The sequence below is a fragment of the Plantactinospora sp. CNZ320 genome (genome assembly GCF_002846275.1).
This window is the reverse complement of the sequence record NZ_PJMP01000001.1, coordinates 6,988,844-7,003,945: the sequence shown is the minus strand read 5'-3', so window position 1 is coordinate 7,003,945 and position 15,102 is coordinate 6,988,844. Positions and strand designations below refer to the sequence as shown.

At 72.5% G+C, this 15,102-nt stretch carries 13 protein-coding genes and 2 tRNA genes; 6 read left to right on the top strand and 9 right to left on the bottom strand.

Translation table 11 applies throughout. The features are described from left to right. Positions 1 to 64: 64 nt before the first annotated feature. The 4 genes from CLT71_RS31295 to CLT71_RS31280 form a co-directional block, all read right to left on the bottom strand. Positions 65 to 1,111, bottom strand: a complete 1,047-nt coding sequence (locus CLT71_RS31295; RefSeq protein ID WP_101370263.1) for an ROK family protein — start codon at positions 1,109 to 1,111, stop codon at positions 65 to 67. 126 nt (positions 1,112 to 1,237) lie between these two features. After that, a complete protein-coding gene (locus CLT71_RS31290) occupies positions 1,238 to 2,413 on the bottom strand; it encodes a cystathionine gamma-lyase (protein WP_101370262.1) in 1,176 nt (391 codons plus the stop codon). A gap of 26 nt (positions 2,414 to 2,439) precedes the next feature. Then, on the bottom strand, positions 2,440 to 3,435 hold the full coding sequence (locus CLT71_RS31285; protein ID WP_101370261.1) for an NAD(P)H-dependent glycerol-3-phosphate dehydrogenase: 996 nt from the start codon (positions 3,433 to 3,435) through the stop codon (positions 2,440 to 2,442). A gap of 236 nt (positions 3,436 to 3,671) precedes the next feature. Next, a complete protein-coding gene (locus CLT71_RS31280; RefSeq protein ID WP_101370260.1) occupies positions 3,672 to 4,391 on the bottom strand; it encodes a lysophospholipid acyltransferase family protein in 720 nt (239 codons plus the stop codon). A 249-nt stretch (positions 4,392 to 4,640) separates the two neighbouring features. On the opposite strand from CLT71_RS31280, the gene cofC reads away from it, so the two are divergent. The 5 genes from cofC to CLT71_RS31255 all read left to right on the top strand — a co-directional run bounded on the left by cofC (position 4,641) and on the right by CLT71_RS31255 (position 10,717). After that, complete coding sequence (gene cofC, locus CLT71_RS31275; protein ID WP_101370259.1) at positions 4,641 to 5,285, top strand: 2-phospho-L-lactate guanylyltransferase; 645 nt, start codon at positions 4,641 to 4,643, stop codon at positions 5,283 to 5,285. Positions 5,286 to 5,345: 60 nt separating this feature from the next. After that, entirely contained in the window at positions 5,346 to 5,543 is a 198-nt protein-coding gene (locus CLT71_RS31270; protein ID WP_199187780.1) for a cold-shock protein, read from the top strand. A gap of 472 nt (positions 5,544 to 6,015) precedes the next feature. Next, a complete protein-coding gene (locus CLT71_RS31265; RefSeq protein ID WP_486483738.1) occupies positions 6,016 to 8,163 on the top strand; it encodes an RNA degradosome polyphosphate kinase in 2,148 nt (715 codons plus the stop codon). Between the two features lie 68 nt (positions 8,164 to 8,231). Next, positions 8,232 to 9,761 (top strand): CYTH and CHAD domain-containing protein, encoded by a 1,530-nt coding sequence (locus tag CLT71_RS31260; protein WP_101370257.1) that lies wholly within the window; start codon positions 8,232 to 8,234, stop codon positions 9,759 to 9,761. Next, complete coding sequence (locus CLT71_RS31255) at positions 9,749 to 10,717, top strand: bifunctional NUDIX hydrolase/histidine phosphatase family protein (protein WP_101371952.1); 969 nt, start codon at positions 9,749 to 9,751, stop codon at positions 10,715 to 10,717. Before CLT71_RS31260 ends, CLT71_RS31255 begins: the two co-directional genes overlap by 13 nt. 218 nt (positions 10,718 to 10,935) lie before the next feature. On the opposite strand, the gene CLT71_RS31250 is transcribed toward CLT71_RS31255, so the two are convergent. From CLT71_RS31250 to leuC, 3 genes are all read right to left on the bottom strand, one after another. Then, positions 10,936 to 11,529: an HU family DNA-binding protein gene (locus CLT71_RS31250; protein ID WP_101370256.1), complete on the bottom strand. Its 594-nt coding sequence runs from the start codon at positions 11,527 to 11,529 to the stop codon at positions 10,936 to 10,938. Between the two features lie 174 nt (positions 11,530 to 11,703). Beyond that, the gene (gene leuD / locus CLT71_RS31245) at positions 11,704 to 12,291 is read right to left on the bottom strand and encodes a 3-isopropylmalate dehydratase small subunit (protein ID WP_101370255.1); all 588 of its coding nucleotides are present in this window, start codon (positions 12,289 to 12,291) and stop codon (positions 11,704 to 11,706) included. Positions 12,292 to 12,306: 15 nt separating this feature from the next. After that, entirely contained in the window at positions 12,307 to 13,761 is a 1,455-nt protein-coding gene (gene leuC / locus CLT71_RS31240) for a 3-isopropylmalate dehydratase large subunit (protein ID WP_101370254.1), read from the bottom strand. A 49-nt stretch (positions 13,762 to 13,810) separates the two neighbouring features. Here leuC and CLT71_RS31235 point away from each other — a divergent pair, with 49 nt between their 5' ends. Beyond that, positions 13,811 to 14,497: an IclR family transcriptional regulator gene (locus CLT71_RS31235; protein ID WP_101370253.1), complete on the top strand. Its 687-nt coding sequence runs from the start codon at positions 13,811 to 13,813 to the stop codon at positions 14,495 to 14,497. Positions 14,498 to 14,816: 319 nt separating this feature from the next. Here the strand turns inward: CLT71_RS31235 and CLT71_RS31230 are convergent. Both CLT71_RS31230 and CLT71_RS31225 read right to left on the bottom strand, forming a co-directional pair. Next, positions 14,817 to 14,889 (bottom strand) — tRNA-Glu (locus CLT71_RS31230). Positions 14,890 to 14,970: 81 nt separating this feature from the next. Continuing rightward, a tRNA-Gln gene (locus tag CLT71_RS31225) sits at positions 14,971 to 15,045 on the bottom strand. Positions 15,046 to 15,102 lie beyond the last annotated feature (57 nt).

The window sequence follows — 15,102 nt, the reverse complement described above, 5'->3', positions numbered from 1 at the left end:
CAGGGTCGGGTTGCCCCTACCCCGGACACTCCCCCCTGCACCATCGACAGCGCGCAGGGCGCGTTCACGGGATGGTCAGGGTGGTGGCCGCACCCTCCAGCAGCTTCAGCGCGGCTATCGCGGCGCCCCGGGCTCCGGCCATGTCGAGATCCGGCACCAGCGCGAACCGGGCGCGTTCGGCCTGCTCGGTCCGGAGCGTGGTGTGTTCCCGGACGGTGCCCAGGAACCAGTCCCGGAACTCCGGCGTCGCCTCCACCACACCGCCGCCGACGAAGTACCCGTCCGGGTCGGTGACGTTGGCGACGATGGTGAAGAGCCGGCCCAGGGCCATCGCCTGCTGCTCGAAGATCCGCAACGCCATCGGGTCGCCGTCCGCCCCGTACGACCGGACCTGCTTCGCCGCGCTCACCGGGTCGAGTCCGGCCAGCGGGTGCCCGGCGTACCGGCCGAGCCAGTAGGGCAGCAGGTTGCGCCGGATACCGGTCAGCGAGGCGACGCTCTCCACGTCACCGACGAACCCGCAGTTGCACGCCGGCACCGGCTGCCCCTCGGCGAGCAGGCCGAACATCGGGATGTGCACGTGCCCGAGTTCACCGGCCATCCCGGCGGCGCCGGTCAACACCTGCCCACGGACGACCACCCCGCCACCGAGTCCGGTACCCACGATCGCGGAGATCGACGACCGTTGCGCGGCGTCGGCACCGAAGTAGGAGTGGTGGGCGTAGAGCGCCGCCGCGTTGCCGTCGTTGTAGTAGACGACCGGCAGGCCGAGCCGGCGTTCGAGTGCGCCCCGGATGTCGTAGCCGCGCCAGGCCGGCTGGGAGAAGTTCGTCGAGCCCTTCGACGAGATGACCCCGGTGGCGCTGGCCGGCCCCGGGGTGTCCAACCCGACGGCCCGGACCCGCTCCGGCCGGGTGCCGGTGCGCGCCAGCACCTGTGCCATCGCCTCGGCCAACGCCTCGACCGCCGCCTCCGGCCCCTCCAGCACCCGGCACGGGGTCTCGACCAACTCGTCGACCAGGAACCGCCCGGTCGCGTCCAGCACTGTGGCGTTGTTGCTGTTACCGCCGTTGTCGAGTCCGACCACCACCGGTACTTCGGAGTTCGTCATGGTGCGCCTCCCGGTACGCCGGCCGGCCCCGGACCTCGATTGCGTCGCCAGCCGACCGATGTGCATACCCTGCCGCACGCGGAGCAGTCCCGCACCCCCCGACCGGCCGGCGGGCGCCGACGAACGCTATGCGCCGCCGGCCGCGTCCAGTGCGGCGGTCAGGTCGGCGACCAGATCCGCGGCGTCCTCGATCCCGCAGGAGAGCCGGACGAACCCGGCGGAGACGTCGTCGCCCCACTGCGCGCGGCGGTCGGCGCTGGTGTGCAGGCCGCCGAAGGAGGTCGCCGCGAAGATCAGCCGGCTCGCGGTCAGGAACCGCGCCACCCGGTCGGCGTCGCCGAGGTCGAACGCGACGATCCCCGGCACCCGCCGGAGCTGCCGGCTGGCGATCGGGTACGCGGGGTCGTCGTCGAGCCCCGGCCAGCGCAGTCCGGTCACGTCGGAACGGGCCCGCAGTGCCGTCGCCACCGCCGCCGCGTTGGCGCTCTGCCGGGCCAGCCGCAGGTCCAGTGTGGCCAGTGACCGGTGAGCCAGCCAGGCGTCGAAGGCGCCCGGGATCGAGCCGGTGGTGGTCCGCCAGCCCAGGATCGTCTCCAGTAGACCGGCGGTCCGGCTGGCCACGTAACCGAGCAGCAGGTCGGAGTGCCCGGTCAACGCCTTGGTGCCGGACGCGACCACCAGGTCGGCGCCCAGTTCCAGCGGTCGCTGACCGAGCGGTGTCGCGGTGGTGTTGTCGACGGCGAGCAGCGCACCGGCGGCGTGCGCCCGGTCCGCCAGCTCGGTGATGTCGCAGACGTCCAGGCCCGGGTTGGCAGGCGTCTCAACAAGCACCAGGCGTACGCCGTCGAACGACGGGTACGGGCCGGCGGTCGGTACGAAGTCGACGCGTACCCCGATCCCGCGAAGCGTCTCGGCGGCGAACGCCCGCACCGGGAAGTACCCGTCGGCGGGGAGCAGCACCGTGTCGCCGGGGCGCAGCACCGAGAGGAGTACCGCCGTGATCGCGGCCTGCCCGCTGGAGAAGGCGAGACACTGCCCACCCTCCAGCTCACCGATGGCCGCCTCCAGCAGGCGCCGGGTCGGGTTGTCCGGCCGACCGTACCCGTTCGGGCTCGCCTCGGGACCGATCGCCGGGTCCAGGTGGTACGGGGCGGCGAAGACCGGGCCGGGCAGGAACGGCTGTCCGGGTACGGGTTCCGGCAGTCCGGCGTGCACACTCCGGGTACCGTCGCCGTACTCCGGTCGGGTGCCCTCGCCGTGGTCCGGGCGGGTACCGTCGCCGTGCTTCGGCTGGTCGGGCATCGTGTCCCTCCGGGATTCGGGCGCGGTCACTCGGGTTTCGGCTTCCGGCTCATCAGGGCGGCCATCGCGCTCTGCGGGTCGGCGCCCTCGTGGCAGACCCGCTCGACCTGCTCGGTGATCGGCATCTCCACACCGTGTGCCCGGGACAGGTCCCGGATCGCCAGGCAGCTCTTCACCCCTTCGGCGGTCTGCCGGGTCGCGGCCTGTGCCTGCTCCAGGGTCTCGCCCCGGCCCAGGTGCTCGCCGAAGGTCCGGTTCCGGGACAGCGGCGACGAGCAGGTCGCGACCAGGTCGCCGAGGCCGGCCAGGCCGGCGAAGGTGAGCGGGTCGGCGCCGAGCGCCACGCCGAGCCGGGCCGTCTCGGCCAGCCCTCGGGTGATCAGGGTCGCCCGGGTGTTGTCGCCCAGCCCCATCGCGGTGGTGATGCCGTAGGCGAGCGCGATCACGTTCTTGACCGCTCCGCCCAGCTCGCAGCCGATCACGTCGTCGTTGGTGTAGGGACGCAGGTAGGGCGTGTTTACCGACGCCTGCACCAGGTTCGCCCGGTCGGTGTCGGTGCAGGCGACCACGGTCGCGGCGGGCTGCTCGGCGGCGATCTCGGCCGCCAGGTTGGGGCCGGAGACCACGACGACCCGGTCCGCCGCCACCCCGGCGGTCTCCACGATCACCTCGCTCATCCGCTTGGTGGTGCCGAGTTCGATCCCCTTCATCAGGGAGACGAGCGTCGAGTCGGGTTCGAGGTGCCGGGTCCACTCGGCGAGGTTGCCGCGCAGGGTCTGCGACGGCACCGCCAGCACCACCAGGTCGGCACCGGTGATCGCCTCGGCGGCGTCGGCGGTGCCGCGTACCGCCGACGGCAGCCGCAGCCCGGGCAGGTAGTCGGGGTTGGTCCGGGTGGTGCGGATCGCCTCGACGACGGCCGGGCGGCGGGCCCAGAGGACCACGTCCCGGCCGGCGTCGCCGAGCACCTTGGCGAAGGCGGTACCCCAGGAGCCGGCACCGAGCACCGCGACGTGGCTCATGCCGGCACTCCGCTTCGCTCCGTGCCGTCATGAGGCACATCCGCACTGAGCCGGCTGATTCGCTCGCTGCGCTCGCTCATGCCGGCACTCCGCTTCGCTCCGCGCCGTCATGAGGCACATCCGCACCGAGCCGGCTGATTCGCTCGCTGCGCTCGCTCATGCCGGCACTCCGCTTCGCTCCGCGCCGTCATGAGGCACATCCGCACCGAGCCGGCTGATTCGCTCGCTGCGCTCGCTCATGCCCGGTCCTCGGTACGGCGGTGCGGGGCCGACCAGAGCGGTGGGGGCGTCTCGCCCCGGATCTCGGCCAGCATGTCGCGCAGCCGCAGCATGATGGCATCGGTCATCTCGTCCAGTACCGCCTTGCTCGGCACCGCACCGGCCCACCGGCCCAGGTCCACCGGCGGACCGGCGACCACCGTCACCGGGGTACGCGGCCGGAGGCTGACCTTCTTCGTCCGGGGGTCGAAGATCCGCTGTGGTCCCCAGGTCACCACCGGCACCACCGGAACGCCGGTGGCCAGGGCGAGCCGGGCGGCGCCGGTCTTGCCGCGCATCGGCCACAGCTCGGGCTCCCGGGTGGTGGTCCCCTCGGGATAGATCACCACGGCGGCGCCGGAGCGGACCGCCCGGTCCAGCGCGTCCAGCGACCTGGCCGCGTCGACGGTGCCGCGCTCCACCGGGATCTGCCGGCACTTCAGCAGGATCTTGCCGATCACCGGCACCTTGAAGACGCTCGCCTTGCCCAGATAGCTGGGCCAGCGGCCGGCGTCGTAGATGAAGTGCGCCGCGACCAGCGGATCGAAGTGGGAGAGATGGTTCACCACGATGATCAGGCCGCCGGACGACGGGAGGTGCTCCATGCCGCGCCACTCACGACGTGTCCAGACGGTCAGCACCGGCTTGACCACCGCGACGGCGAACCGTCGCCAGAACCCGAGCCTGCGCCGTGTCACTGTGCCTCCTCGTCGTCCAACCCGGCGCGGCCCGGCCGGCGCGCGCCAACCGGGCGTCCCGGCTCGGGTGGCGAGGTGACACCGCCCGTGCCCACCCCGGTCCGGCCCGCCACCGACCCGGGCCCGGGGTGCCGCCGCCCGCAGCGAAATCATGCCTGTTCGCCCCGGGTAGGGCCAGCCAGGGGGTGTCCCGCCGGCCGACCGGGCCACCCCACCGGGCTGTCGCCGGTGAACTGGCAGGATTGTCGCGTGGCAGAGCGGAACTGGACCGTGGTGGTGCCGGTCAAGCGCCTCGGGTCGGCGAAGAGCCGGCTACGCGGGGCGCTCGACGGCGTACCGCACGAACTGCTCGCCCTGGCGCTGGCCGAGGACACCGTCGAGGCCGTACTCGGCTGCCCGGCCGTCCGGGAGGTACTCGTGGTGACAGGTGACCCCGAGGCGACCCGTACCCTGGGCCGGCTCGGCGCCCGGATCGTGCCGGAACCGTCGATTGGCGGGCTGAACGCCGCGTTCGCCCGAGGCGCGGCGACCGTCCCGGACGGTCCGGTCGCGGCGCTCACCGCCGACCTGCCGGCGCTGCGCCCGACGGAGCTGGCCGAGGCGCTGCTGGCCGCCACCGGGCCGACCGGGGTACGCAGCTTCGTCGCAGACGCCCCCGGCACCGGCACGGTACTGCTCACCGCCACCGCCGGCACGACGCTGGACCCCCTGTTCGGTCCCCGCTCCGCGGCCGCGCACGCGGCCTCCGGGGCCCGTCCGCTCACCGCCGCCTGGCCGACGCTGCGCCGCGACGTCGACACCCCGGCGGACCTGCGGGCCGCGATCGCGCTCGGCCTCGGCCGGCACACCGCCGCGATGACCGGGCGGGCGACCCCGGCCGCCGCCCAGCACTGAGCCGCTGCCGCCGCCGCAAGGCCGACGCACCGCCGAGCCGACCGGTGTACGGTGCTGGGCATGCAGGGCACGGTGGCCGACTACGACCCGCAGACCCGGACCGGCACGCTGCTGCTCGACGACGGCTCCCGGGTCACCTTTCCGGCGACCGCGTTCGACGCCTCCGGGCTGCGCCTGCTCCGGCTCGGCCAACGGGTCCGGCTGGAGCACGACGACACCGGCACACTGGTCCGGATCACACTGCCGACCTTCCCCTGACCCGCCCGATCCTCCCCTGACCCGCCCGACCTTTCCCTGAGCCGCCCGGCCGTTCTTCGGCTGATCCGCTCGGTCAAAGTTCATTTTCGGTTCACCATCGCCGGGGAATGATGGGGAGGTGAGCACCCCACCGTCCCGACGCCCCCGCTCGGAGCGCAAGGCGCAGCCGGGCTCCGCCACCTCCCGTACCCGTCGGGATGGCCGGGCGGGCGTCGAACCGGACGCCACCGCCACCAAGCCGGACACCACCGCCGAACCGCAGGCCACCGCCGCCGAGCCGCAGGTCACCGCCGAACCGGACGCCGCGACCGGGCCGGACCGGGCGGCGGCGCCGGACCAGGCGGCCGACTCGGCGCGGGCCTCGGCCGCCGGCCCGGCCCGCAGCCCGGCGGCCGGCCTGACCGGCAACCCGGAACAGCTCCGGCGCGGCGTGCCGGCCACCGGACCGGGCAGCGCCGTCCCGGAGAGCCGCCTGGCTGCCCGCCCGGAGAGCACCGAGCCGGCCGCCGAGCCCGACAGCGGGCCGACCGAGCCGCTGCCACCGGACCGGTTCCTCAACCGGGAGCTCTCCTGGCTGGATTTCAACGCCCGGGTACTGGCCCTGGCCGAGGACCCGGACACCCCGCTGCTGGAACGGGCCAAGTTCCTCGCCATCTTCGCCAACAACCTCGACGAGTTCTACATGGTCCGGGTCGCCGGGCTGAAGCGACGGTTGCAGGCCGGGCTGCCGGTCCGGGGCGGCGACCGGATGCCGCTGAGCACCCAGCTCGAACGGGTCTCCCAGTGCGCCGCCGAGCTGGTCGCCCGGCACGCGGCGTGCTTCGTCGACGAGGTGCGGCCGAAGCTCGCCACCGAGGACATCGCGGTACTGCACTGGGCCGAGCTGCCCGTCGCCGAGCGGCAGCGGCTGCGGACGTACTTCCGGGAGCAGATCTTCCCGGTGCTCACCCCGCTCGCCGTCGACCCGGCACACCCGTTCCCGTACATCTCCAGCCGGTCGCTCAACCTGGCGGTGGTGGTACGCGACCCCGACGGCGGCTCGGAACTCTTCGCCCGGGTGAAGGTGCCGAACAACGTACCCCGGTTCGTCCGGGTCGAGCGGGACCTGCCCGGTCACCGGTTCCTGCCGGTGGAGGACCTGATCGCGGCCCACCTCGACCAGCTCTTCTCCGGGATGCAGGTGGTGGAGTGCCACCTGTTCCGGGTCACCCGCAACGCCGAGGTGGAGGTCGACGAGGACCGGGACGAGGACCTGTTACAGGCCCTGGAACGCGAACTCGCCCGGCGCCGCTTCGGCCCGCCGGTACGCCTGGAGGTCGCCGCATCCGTCTCCGACCACGTACTCGACCTGCTGGTCCGGGAACTCGACATGGACAGCCAGGACGTGCTGCGGGTGCCGGGGCTGCTCGACCTGACCGCGCTCTGGCAGGTCTACAACGAGTCCAACCGGCCGGAGCTGAAGGATCCGCCGTTCGTGCCGGCCACCCATCCCCGGCTCGTCGAGGGGGAGGTGCCGCGCAGCGTCTTCGCCACCCTTCGCGACGGCGACATCCTGGTGCACCACCCGTACCACTCCTTCTCGACAAGCGTGCAGCGCTTCATCGAGCAGGCCGCGGCCGACCCGAACGTACTGGCCATCAAGCAGACCCTCTACCGCACCAGCGGAGACTCCCCGATCGTCGACGCGCTGATCGACGCCGCCGCCGCCGGCAAGCAGGTGGTGGTGCTCGTGGAGATCAAGGCCCGGTTCGACGAGGTGGCGAACATCGGCTGGGCTCGGGTGCTGGAGCGGGCCGGCTGCCACGTGGTCTACGGCCTGGTCGGGCTCAAGACGCACTGCAAGACCGCGCTCGTGGTCCGGCAGGAGGGCAACCAGATCCGCCGGTACTGCCACATCGGCACCGGCAACTACCACCCGAAGACCGCCCGGCTCTACGAGGACTTCGGCATGCTCACCGCCGACCCGGAGATCGGGGCCGACCTGACCGACCTGTTCAACGTGCTGACGGGGTACAGCCGGCAGACGTCGTACCGGCGGCTGCTGGTGGCGCCGCAGGGCATCCGGCGCGGGCTGATCGAACGGATCGAGGGTGAGATCGAGCGGGCCCGCGAGGGCCGGCCGGCCCTGGTCCAGTTCAAGGTGAACGCGTTGGTCGACGAGGCGATCGTGGACGCCCTCTACCGAGCCTCCCGGGCCGGGGTCCGCGTCGACCTGCTGATCCGGGGGATGTGCACGCTGCGGCCGGGCGTACCGGGGCTGTCGGAGAACATCCGGGTCCGCTCCATCCTCGGCCGGTTCCTCGAACACTCCCGGGTGTTCCGGTTCGGCAGCGGGGACGCCGGAGCCGACCGGCCGGGCGGCGCCGCCGAGTTCTGGATCGGCTCCGCCGACCTGATGCACCGCAACCTGGACCGTCGGGTGGAGGCGCTGGTCCAGGTCACCGATCCGGCCGCCCGGGCCGCGCTCGACGAGTTGCTGACCGCCGCGATGAGCCCGGATGTCGAAGCGTTCGACCTGGCCGGGGACGGCTGCTGGACCCGGCGCAAGGGCAGCCCCGAGGCACCACTCGTGCAGCTCCAGGAGGCGCTGCTGGCCCGGGTCGCCGGAGCCGCCAAGTGACCCGCCGGCCGGTCGCCCGGCAGCGGCGGTGCACCGGCCGAGCCGACATTCCGGACTAGGCTTGGCCGATGCTGGAGGAGGAGCGGAAGTACGACGTCGACCAGGGGTTCACCCTGCCCGACCTCGCCGGCATCGTGCCGGACGGCGTACGGGTGGTGGAACGGCCGCCGGTGACGCTCACCGCGACCTACCTCGACACCAGCGACCTGCGGCTGGCCCGGGCCGGGGTGTCGCTGCGGCACCGCAGGGGTGACGAGCTGCCGTGGACGGTCAAACTTCCCGCCGACAGTCCCGGCGTACGGCACGAGATCTCCCGTACCGGCCGGCCGAAGCGGGCCCCGGACGAGTTGGTGGCACTTGTCACCGCGTACTCCCGGGGGGCGCAACTCCGGCCGGCCGCAGTGGTCCGTACCGTGCGCCGGGCCTACGAGCTGCGCGACGAGTCCGACCGGGTACTCGTGGAGATCGCCGACGACTCGGTGCGGGTGTTGGACGGCAAGCAGGTCCGGTCGACGTTCCGCGAGATCGAGGTGGAACGCAAGGACGGCGGACCGGACCTGCTCGACGCTCTGGAGCCGGCGCTGACCGGCGCCGGTGCCCGACGCGGTGACTTCACCCCGAAGCACGTCCGGGCGCTCGGTCCGGCGGCCGAGGCCGCGCCCGACCTGGTGCCGCCCGGCGAACTGCCCGAGCGGCCCAGTGCCGGTGACGTGGTCGCCGCGGCGATCCGCAGGGGCGTCGGCCGGGTGCTCGGACACGACCCGCTGGTCCGGTTGCGGGCACCGGTGGGTGACGACGACACCGCCGTACACCAGATGCGGGTCGGCTGCCGCCGGCTCCGCAGCGACCTGCGGACGTTCGGTCCGCTGGTCCGCAAGGCGTGGGCCAGGTCGCTGCGCGACGAGCTGAGGTGGCTGGCGGGGGTGCTGGGACAGGCCAGGGACGCCGAGGTGCTGCGGGCCCGACTCTCCGGTACGGCCAACGCCGACCCACTCAGCCCGCTCGACCCGGCGGCGGTGGCCCGGATGGACCGGGTACTCGCCGACCGGCACGCCGAGGCGCTGTCCGCCGTCGACGAGGCGCTGCGCTCGGCGCGCTACCACGCCCTGGTCGAGGCGCTTGTCGACGCCGCCCGGAACCCGCAACTGACCTCCCGGACCGACGGGCCGGCCGCCAAGGTGCTGCCCCGGCTGGTCGCCCGCCCCTGGCACCGGCTGACCGACGGCGACGACGATGTCGACGGCGCCGCCGACCTCGACCCGGGCGCCCCGGACGAGCGCTGGCACGCGGTACGCGTCAACGGCAAGCGGGCCCGGTACGCCGTCGACGCCGTCGCCGGGGTGCTCGGCGGCGACGCGGCGAGGTTGGCCAAAGCACTGTCGAAGGTGCAGAACCTGCTCGGCCAGCACCAGGACGCGGCGGTCGCCGCGCAGACGTGGCTGTCGATCGCGGCACAGCACCCGGACGACCACGCCGTCGCCGTCACCGCCGGCCGGTTGGCGGAACGGGAACGGGCCGCCGTCCGGGCAGCCCGGGCGGCCTTCCCCGACGCGTGGCGCCGGACGAGCCGGAGACGGTGGACGGCATGGCTGGGGTGACCCCGGTCCGGGCGGCCGGCGGCGTGGTGTGGCGGCACTGCGACGACGGCGTACGGATCTGCCTGGTGCACCGCCCCCGCTACGACGACTGGTCGCTGCCGAAGGGCAAGCTGGATCCGGGGGAGCATCCGCTCACCGCCGCGGTACGCGAGGTGGCCGAGGAGGCCGACGTACTCGGGGTGCCGGAGGTACGGCTCCCGCCGGTGCACTACCGGATGCGCGACGGCGCGCCGAAGACCGTCGAGTTCTGGTCGATGCGGGCCGTCGGCAGCGGCGGTTTCCAGCCGGAGACCGAGGTCGACGCCGTACGCTGGCTGCCGCTGGCCGAGGCGCTGCGGCTGGTCAGCTATCCACACGACGTCCGGGTGCTGGAGGACTTCGCCGCCCTGCCACCGGTGACTGCCGTACTCGGGCTGGTCCGGCACGCCCGGGCGGGCAACCGCGGCACCTGGTCCGGGCCGGACACCGCCCGGCCGCTGGACGGTGCCGGGCAGACCCAGGCGCGGGAGTTGGCCGGACTGCTCGCGCTGATCCGCCCGGTACTGCTGCGTTCGGCGGCGCCCCGGCGCTGTGTGCAGACACTGCGCCCCCTCGCCGAACTGCTCGACCTGCCGATCGAGGTGGATTCCGCGTACGACGAGCCGAAGCCGGGGCAGGACGCCGAGGAGAACGCCCTGGCCGCCGCCGGAGCCCTGCTCGAACTGGCCCGGGCCGGCGAGCCGGCGGCGGTCTGTAGCCAGGGGAAGGTGATCCCGGAGGCGTTGGCCGGGCTGGCCGCCGCAGCCGTCGGTTCGAGCGGTCCGACCGCCTCGACCGGTTCCGTCGCGCTTCCCGGGTCTGCGCGGGAGTTCCGGACCGGGAAGGGCACCGGTTGGCTGCTCGCCTTCGGCGGTGACCGGCTGGTCGGCGCGAGCCGGTTGGACGGCGCGGAGCGCCTCGCCGCCATCGCGCCCTGACCGGCCCGCGTCCGGCCCCCACAGCCCGGACGCTGCGGAAACGACCGACGGGTACCACGGAGGGCGGGTACGCCGTTTCGGGCCGTCCACGGGCCGCACAGCGGCACCAAACGCCCTGCCTGCGCCTCGGGACGCCCTGGTACGCCCCGGATCTGCCTACCGGACAACGTGAAGGGCGCCCCCGGACAGTCCGGAGGCGCCCTGGTGGTGCCAGATTCTCAGCGCTTGGCGGCTTTCTTGGCCGGAGCCTTCTTGGCCGTGCTGGCCTTCTTGGTCGCCGTGGCGCGGGTGGAGGTGCTCTTTGCCGCCGTCGACTTCTTCGCCGCCGTCGTCTTCTTGGCCGTCGTCGTCTTCTTGGCCGTGGTGGCCTTGGTGCCGCCGGTGGCCTTCTTCGCCGGAGCCGTCTTCTTCGCCGCCGCCTTGGTGGCGGTCGTCTTGGCGGGTGCCGCCTTCTTGGTCGTCGTCTTCTTGGCAGTTGTCGACTTGGCCGTCGACGCCGTGGTGGACTTCTTCGCCGCCACGGTGTTCTTCGGGGCCTTGCCGCTGGCCACCATCTCCTTGAACCCGGCGCCCGGCCGGAAGGCCGGAACCGATGTCTTCTTCACCTTCACCGACTCTCCGGTGCGGGGGTTGCGGGCTGTTCGAGCACCGCGCACGCGCTTTTCGAACACCCCGAACCCGGTGATGGCGACCCGGTCCCCCTTGGTGACCGCCGCCTGGACCTCCGCGAGGACCGCGTCGAGCGCCGACGTCGCCGTCTTCCGGTCTCCCAGACGAGCGGCGAGAGCCTCGATGAGCTCGGCCTTGTTCACGACTTCCCTCCCAATGTGCAACTGGACTCAACGCGAGCCATTCTGCGCGCACGGTATGCCCTGTGCCACCGGGACACAAACATCTGCTCGAAAAAACCCATTGTGTCGCAACGGATTCGCCCCCGTCGGGCGAACCGGCGGGGGCGAAATCGGCTGTGCGGTCGGCGGTTCGGCCTATGCCACCACAGGCCGGAAGGTGGATCTCCGGCCCTCGTACGCGGTGATGTCGGCCTCGTGCCGGAGGGTCAGTCCAATGTCGTCCAAGCCCTCCAGCAACCGCCACCGGCTGAAGTCGTCCATCGGGAAGGACCAGGTGTCCTCCCCGGCCCGGACCTCCCGGGCGGTCAGGTCGACCGTGATCCGAGCCGTCGGGTCGGACTCCGTCAACTCCCACAAAGCCTCGACGGCCTTCAATTCAAGCTCGACCGGCAGGAGCCCTTCCTTGAGCGCGTTCCCCCGGAAGATGTCCCCGAAGCGCGGGGCGATGACGGACCGGAACCCCCAGTCGCGCAACGCCCAGACGGCGTGCTCCCGGGAGGAGCCTGTGCCGAACTCGGGGCCGGCCACGAGAATCGACGCACCGGAATATGAAGAATCGTTGAGTACGAATGTCGGGTCTTCCCGCCACGCGCTGAAGAGGCCGTCGGCGAAGCCCGTCCGGGTCACCCGCTTGAGGTACACGGCGGGGATGATCTGATCGGTATCCACGTTGGACCGGCGCAGCGGAACCGCCGTACCGGTGTGCACGGTGAACTTCTCCATCTCAGGTCAGCCCCTTCACAGATCGGCCGGTGCGGCCAGCCGGCCGACCACGGCGGTGGCGGCGGCGACCGGTGGCGAGACCAGGTGGGTACGCCCGCCCCGGCCCTGCCGGCCCTCGAAGTTACGGTTGGAGGTCGAGGCCGAGCGCTGGCCCGGCTTGAGGGTGTCCGGGTTCATGCCGAGGCACATCGAGCAGCCGGCGAACCGCCACTCGGCGCCCGCCTCGGTGAAGATCCGGTCCAGCCCCTCCTGCTCGGCCGCTTCGCGAACAGCGGCCGAACCGGGTACCACGAGCATCCGTACGCCGTCGGCGACCCGGTGGCCGCGCAGCACGTCGGCGGCGGCCCGGAGGTCCTCCAGCCGGCCGTTGGTGCAGGAGCCGACGAAGACCACGTCCACCGGTACGTCCCGCAGCCGGGTGCCGGGCTTGAGGTCCATGTATTCGAGGGCCCGCCGGGCAGCGGTCTGCTCGGCGTCGGTGACGAAGTCCTCCGGGTCGGGGACGGCCGCGTTCAGCGGGGTGCCCTGGCCCGGGTTGGTTCCCCAGGTGACGAACGGGCTGATCCGGCTGGCGTCGAGCACCACCTCGCTGTCGAAGGTCGCGCCCTCGTCGGTCGGCAGGGTGCGCCAGTATTCCAGCGCCGCGTCCCAGTCCGCGCCCTGCGGGGCGTTCGGCCGCCCCTTCAGGTAGGCGAAGGTGGTCTCGTCCGGCGCGATCATCCCGGCCTTGGCGCCCCACTCGATGGACATGTTGGCGATGGTCATCCGGCCCTCCATGGAGAGCCCGCTGATCGCCTCGCCCCGGTACTCCACGACGTGGCCGCGACCGCCGCCGGTGCCGACCTGGGCGATCAGCGCCAGCACCAGGTCCTTGGCGGTGACCCCGGGGGCCAGCTCGCCGATCACGGTCACCGCCATGGTCTTCGGGCGGATCTGCGGCAGGGTCTGGGTTGCCAGGACGTGTTCGACCTCACTGGTGCCGATTCCGAAGGCCAGTGCGCCGAACGCGCCGTGGGTGGCCGTGTGTGAATCACCGCACACGATGGTCAGGCCCGGCTGGGTCAGGCCGAGCTGCGGCCCGATCACGTGCACGATGCCCTGGTTGTCGTCGCCGAGCGGATGCAGCTTGACGCCGAACTCGGCGCAGTTGCGGCGCAGCGTCTCGATCTGGGTCCGCGAGGTCGGGTCGGCGATGGTGAGCAGGTCACCGCGCCGGGACCGGAACGACGGATCGTCGTACCCGGTCGGGGTGTTGTGGTCCTCGGTCGCGAGCGTGAGGTCGGGCCGGCGGACCTTGCGATTCGCCATCCGCAGCCCGTCGAAGGCCTGCGGGCTGGTCACCTCGTGCAAGAGGTGCAGGTCGATATAGAGCAGATCCGGCTCACCGTCAGCGGATCGCACCACGTGAGCATCCCAGACCTTCTCGGCCAAGGTCCTGGGCGAGGACGGCTCTGGAGTGACTCCCACCATCTGGACATCCTAAATTCTGGGAGGTAGGTTTCGGCTTGTGGGACACAGTATGAGCGGTGTCGGCGTTCTCGACAAGGCGGTGGTCATCCTGGCCGCCTGCGTCGACGGCGCCAGCCTGGCCGAACTCGTCGATCGCACCAAGCTGCCCCGGGCCACGGCCCACCGCCTGGCCCAGGCCCTGGAGATCCATCGGATGCTGGTCCGGGACACCCAGGGCCGCTGGCGCCCCGGGCCGCGCCTGGGCGAACTGGCGAACGCCGCCCCGGACGTACTCCTGACCGCGGCCGAGCCGCTGCTGTCGGCGCTGCGCGACGCGACGGGTGAGAGCGCCCAGCTCTATCTACGCCGGGCCGACGAGCGGATCTGCGTGGCCGCCGCCGAGCGCGCCAGCGGGCTGCGGGACACCGTGCCGGTCGGCTCGGTACTGCCGATGACGGCCGGTTCCGCCGCGCAGATCCTGCTGGCCTGGGAACCACCGGAGGCGGTCATGCCACTCCTCCCCCGGTGCAAGTTCACCGGCCGCACCCTCGCCGAGGTACGCCGCCGGGGCTGGGCGCAGAGCGTCGCCGAACGGGAGGCCGGTGTGGCGAGTGTCTCCTCGCCGATCCGGGACCGCACCGGCCGGGTGATCGCCGCGATCAGCATCTCCGGGCCGATCGAGCGGCTCGGCCGGCGCCCCGGCGACCGGCACGCGATGGCCGTGGTACGAGCCGGCCAACGCCTCAGCGGCCTGTGATTTGTCGCGTGCCGGCGGCGATCCCCGCCGCCGGCACGCGCTCCGCCCGCCAGCTGGCACCAGCCGACCGCAACCGACCTCCGTCGGCGGGAGAGCGCTGACCGAAAGCGAATCGGCGCTACCCAGACCACACGGCGCGGCCCGAACGCCAGCGGCGCAGGTGATTCGTTTCGGGTACGAGATCGGGGGCGGTGTGCGATGCTCGACACCATGGGCAGGTCGATCGACCACATGCGCAAGGGCGCGTCCCAGGGTGGCGTGCGAAGGTACGCGCAAAGGTAACGGCCCGCGCCACCTGAGTGACGCGGGCCGTCGATCGTAGCCCCGACCGGATTCGAACCGGCGCTACCGCCTTGAGAGGGCGGCGTCCTAGGCCGCTAGACGACGGGGCCAGGACTTTCCTTTGTTGACCTTGCGATCAACGCTGCTGAACTCTACCAGAGACCAGCTACCGGCGCCCTTTCGGGCTTCGGTGGCTGGGGTACCAGGACTCGAACCTAGACTAACTGAACCAGAATCAGTCGGGCTGCCAATTACCCCATACCCCATCGGTGCTCGTCGCACCGAAAGCGAACTTTACCGGACCCGGTGGTGGAGACCAAATC

Excerpts from the sequence above, each read along its gene's own strand:
- CLT71_RS31295 (WP_101370263.1), bottom strand. The coding sequence starts at position 1,111 with ATGACGAACTCCGAAGTACCGGTGGTGGTCGGACTCGACAACGGCGGT.
- CLT71_RS31290 (WP_101370262.1), bottom strand. The coding sequence starts at position 2,413 with ATGCCCGACCAGCCGAAGCACGGCGACGGTACCCGCCCGGACCACGGC.
- CLT71_RS31285 (WP_101370261.1), bottom strand. The coding sequence starts at position 3,435 with ATGAGCCACGTCGCGGTGCTCGGTGCCGGCTCCTGGGGTACCGCCTTC.
- CLT71_RS31270 (WP_199187780.1), top strand. The coding sequence starts at position 5,346 with ATGCAGGGCACGGTGGCCGACTACGACCCGCAGACCCGGACCGGCACG.
- CLT71_RS31260 (WP_101370257.1), top strand. The coding sequence starts at position 8,232 with ATGCTGGAGGAGGAGCGGAAGTACGACGTCGACCAGGGGTTCACCCTG.
- CLT71_RS31255 (WP_101371952.1), top strand. The coding sequence starts at position 9,749 with ATGGCTGGGGTGACCCCGGTCCGGGCGGCCGGCGGCGTGGTGTGGCGG.
- leuD (WP_101370255.1), bottom strand. The coding sequence starts at position 12,291 with ATGGAGAAGTTCACCGTGCACACCGGTACGGCGGTTCCGCTGCGCCGG.
- leuC (WP_101370254.1), bottom strand. The coding sequence starts at position 13,761 with ATGGTGGGAGTCACTCCAGAGCCGTCCTCGCCCAGGACCTTGGCCGAG.
- CLT71_RS31235 (WP_101370253.1), top strand. The coding sequence starts at position 13,811 with ATGAGCGGTGTCGGCGTTCTCGACAAGGCGGTGGTCATCCTGGCCGCC.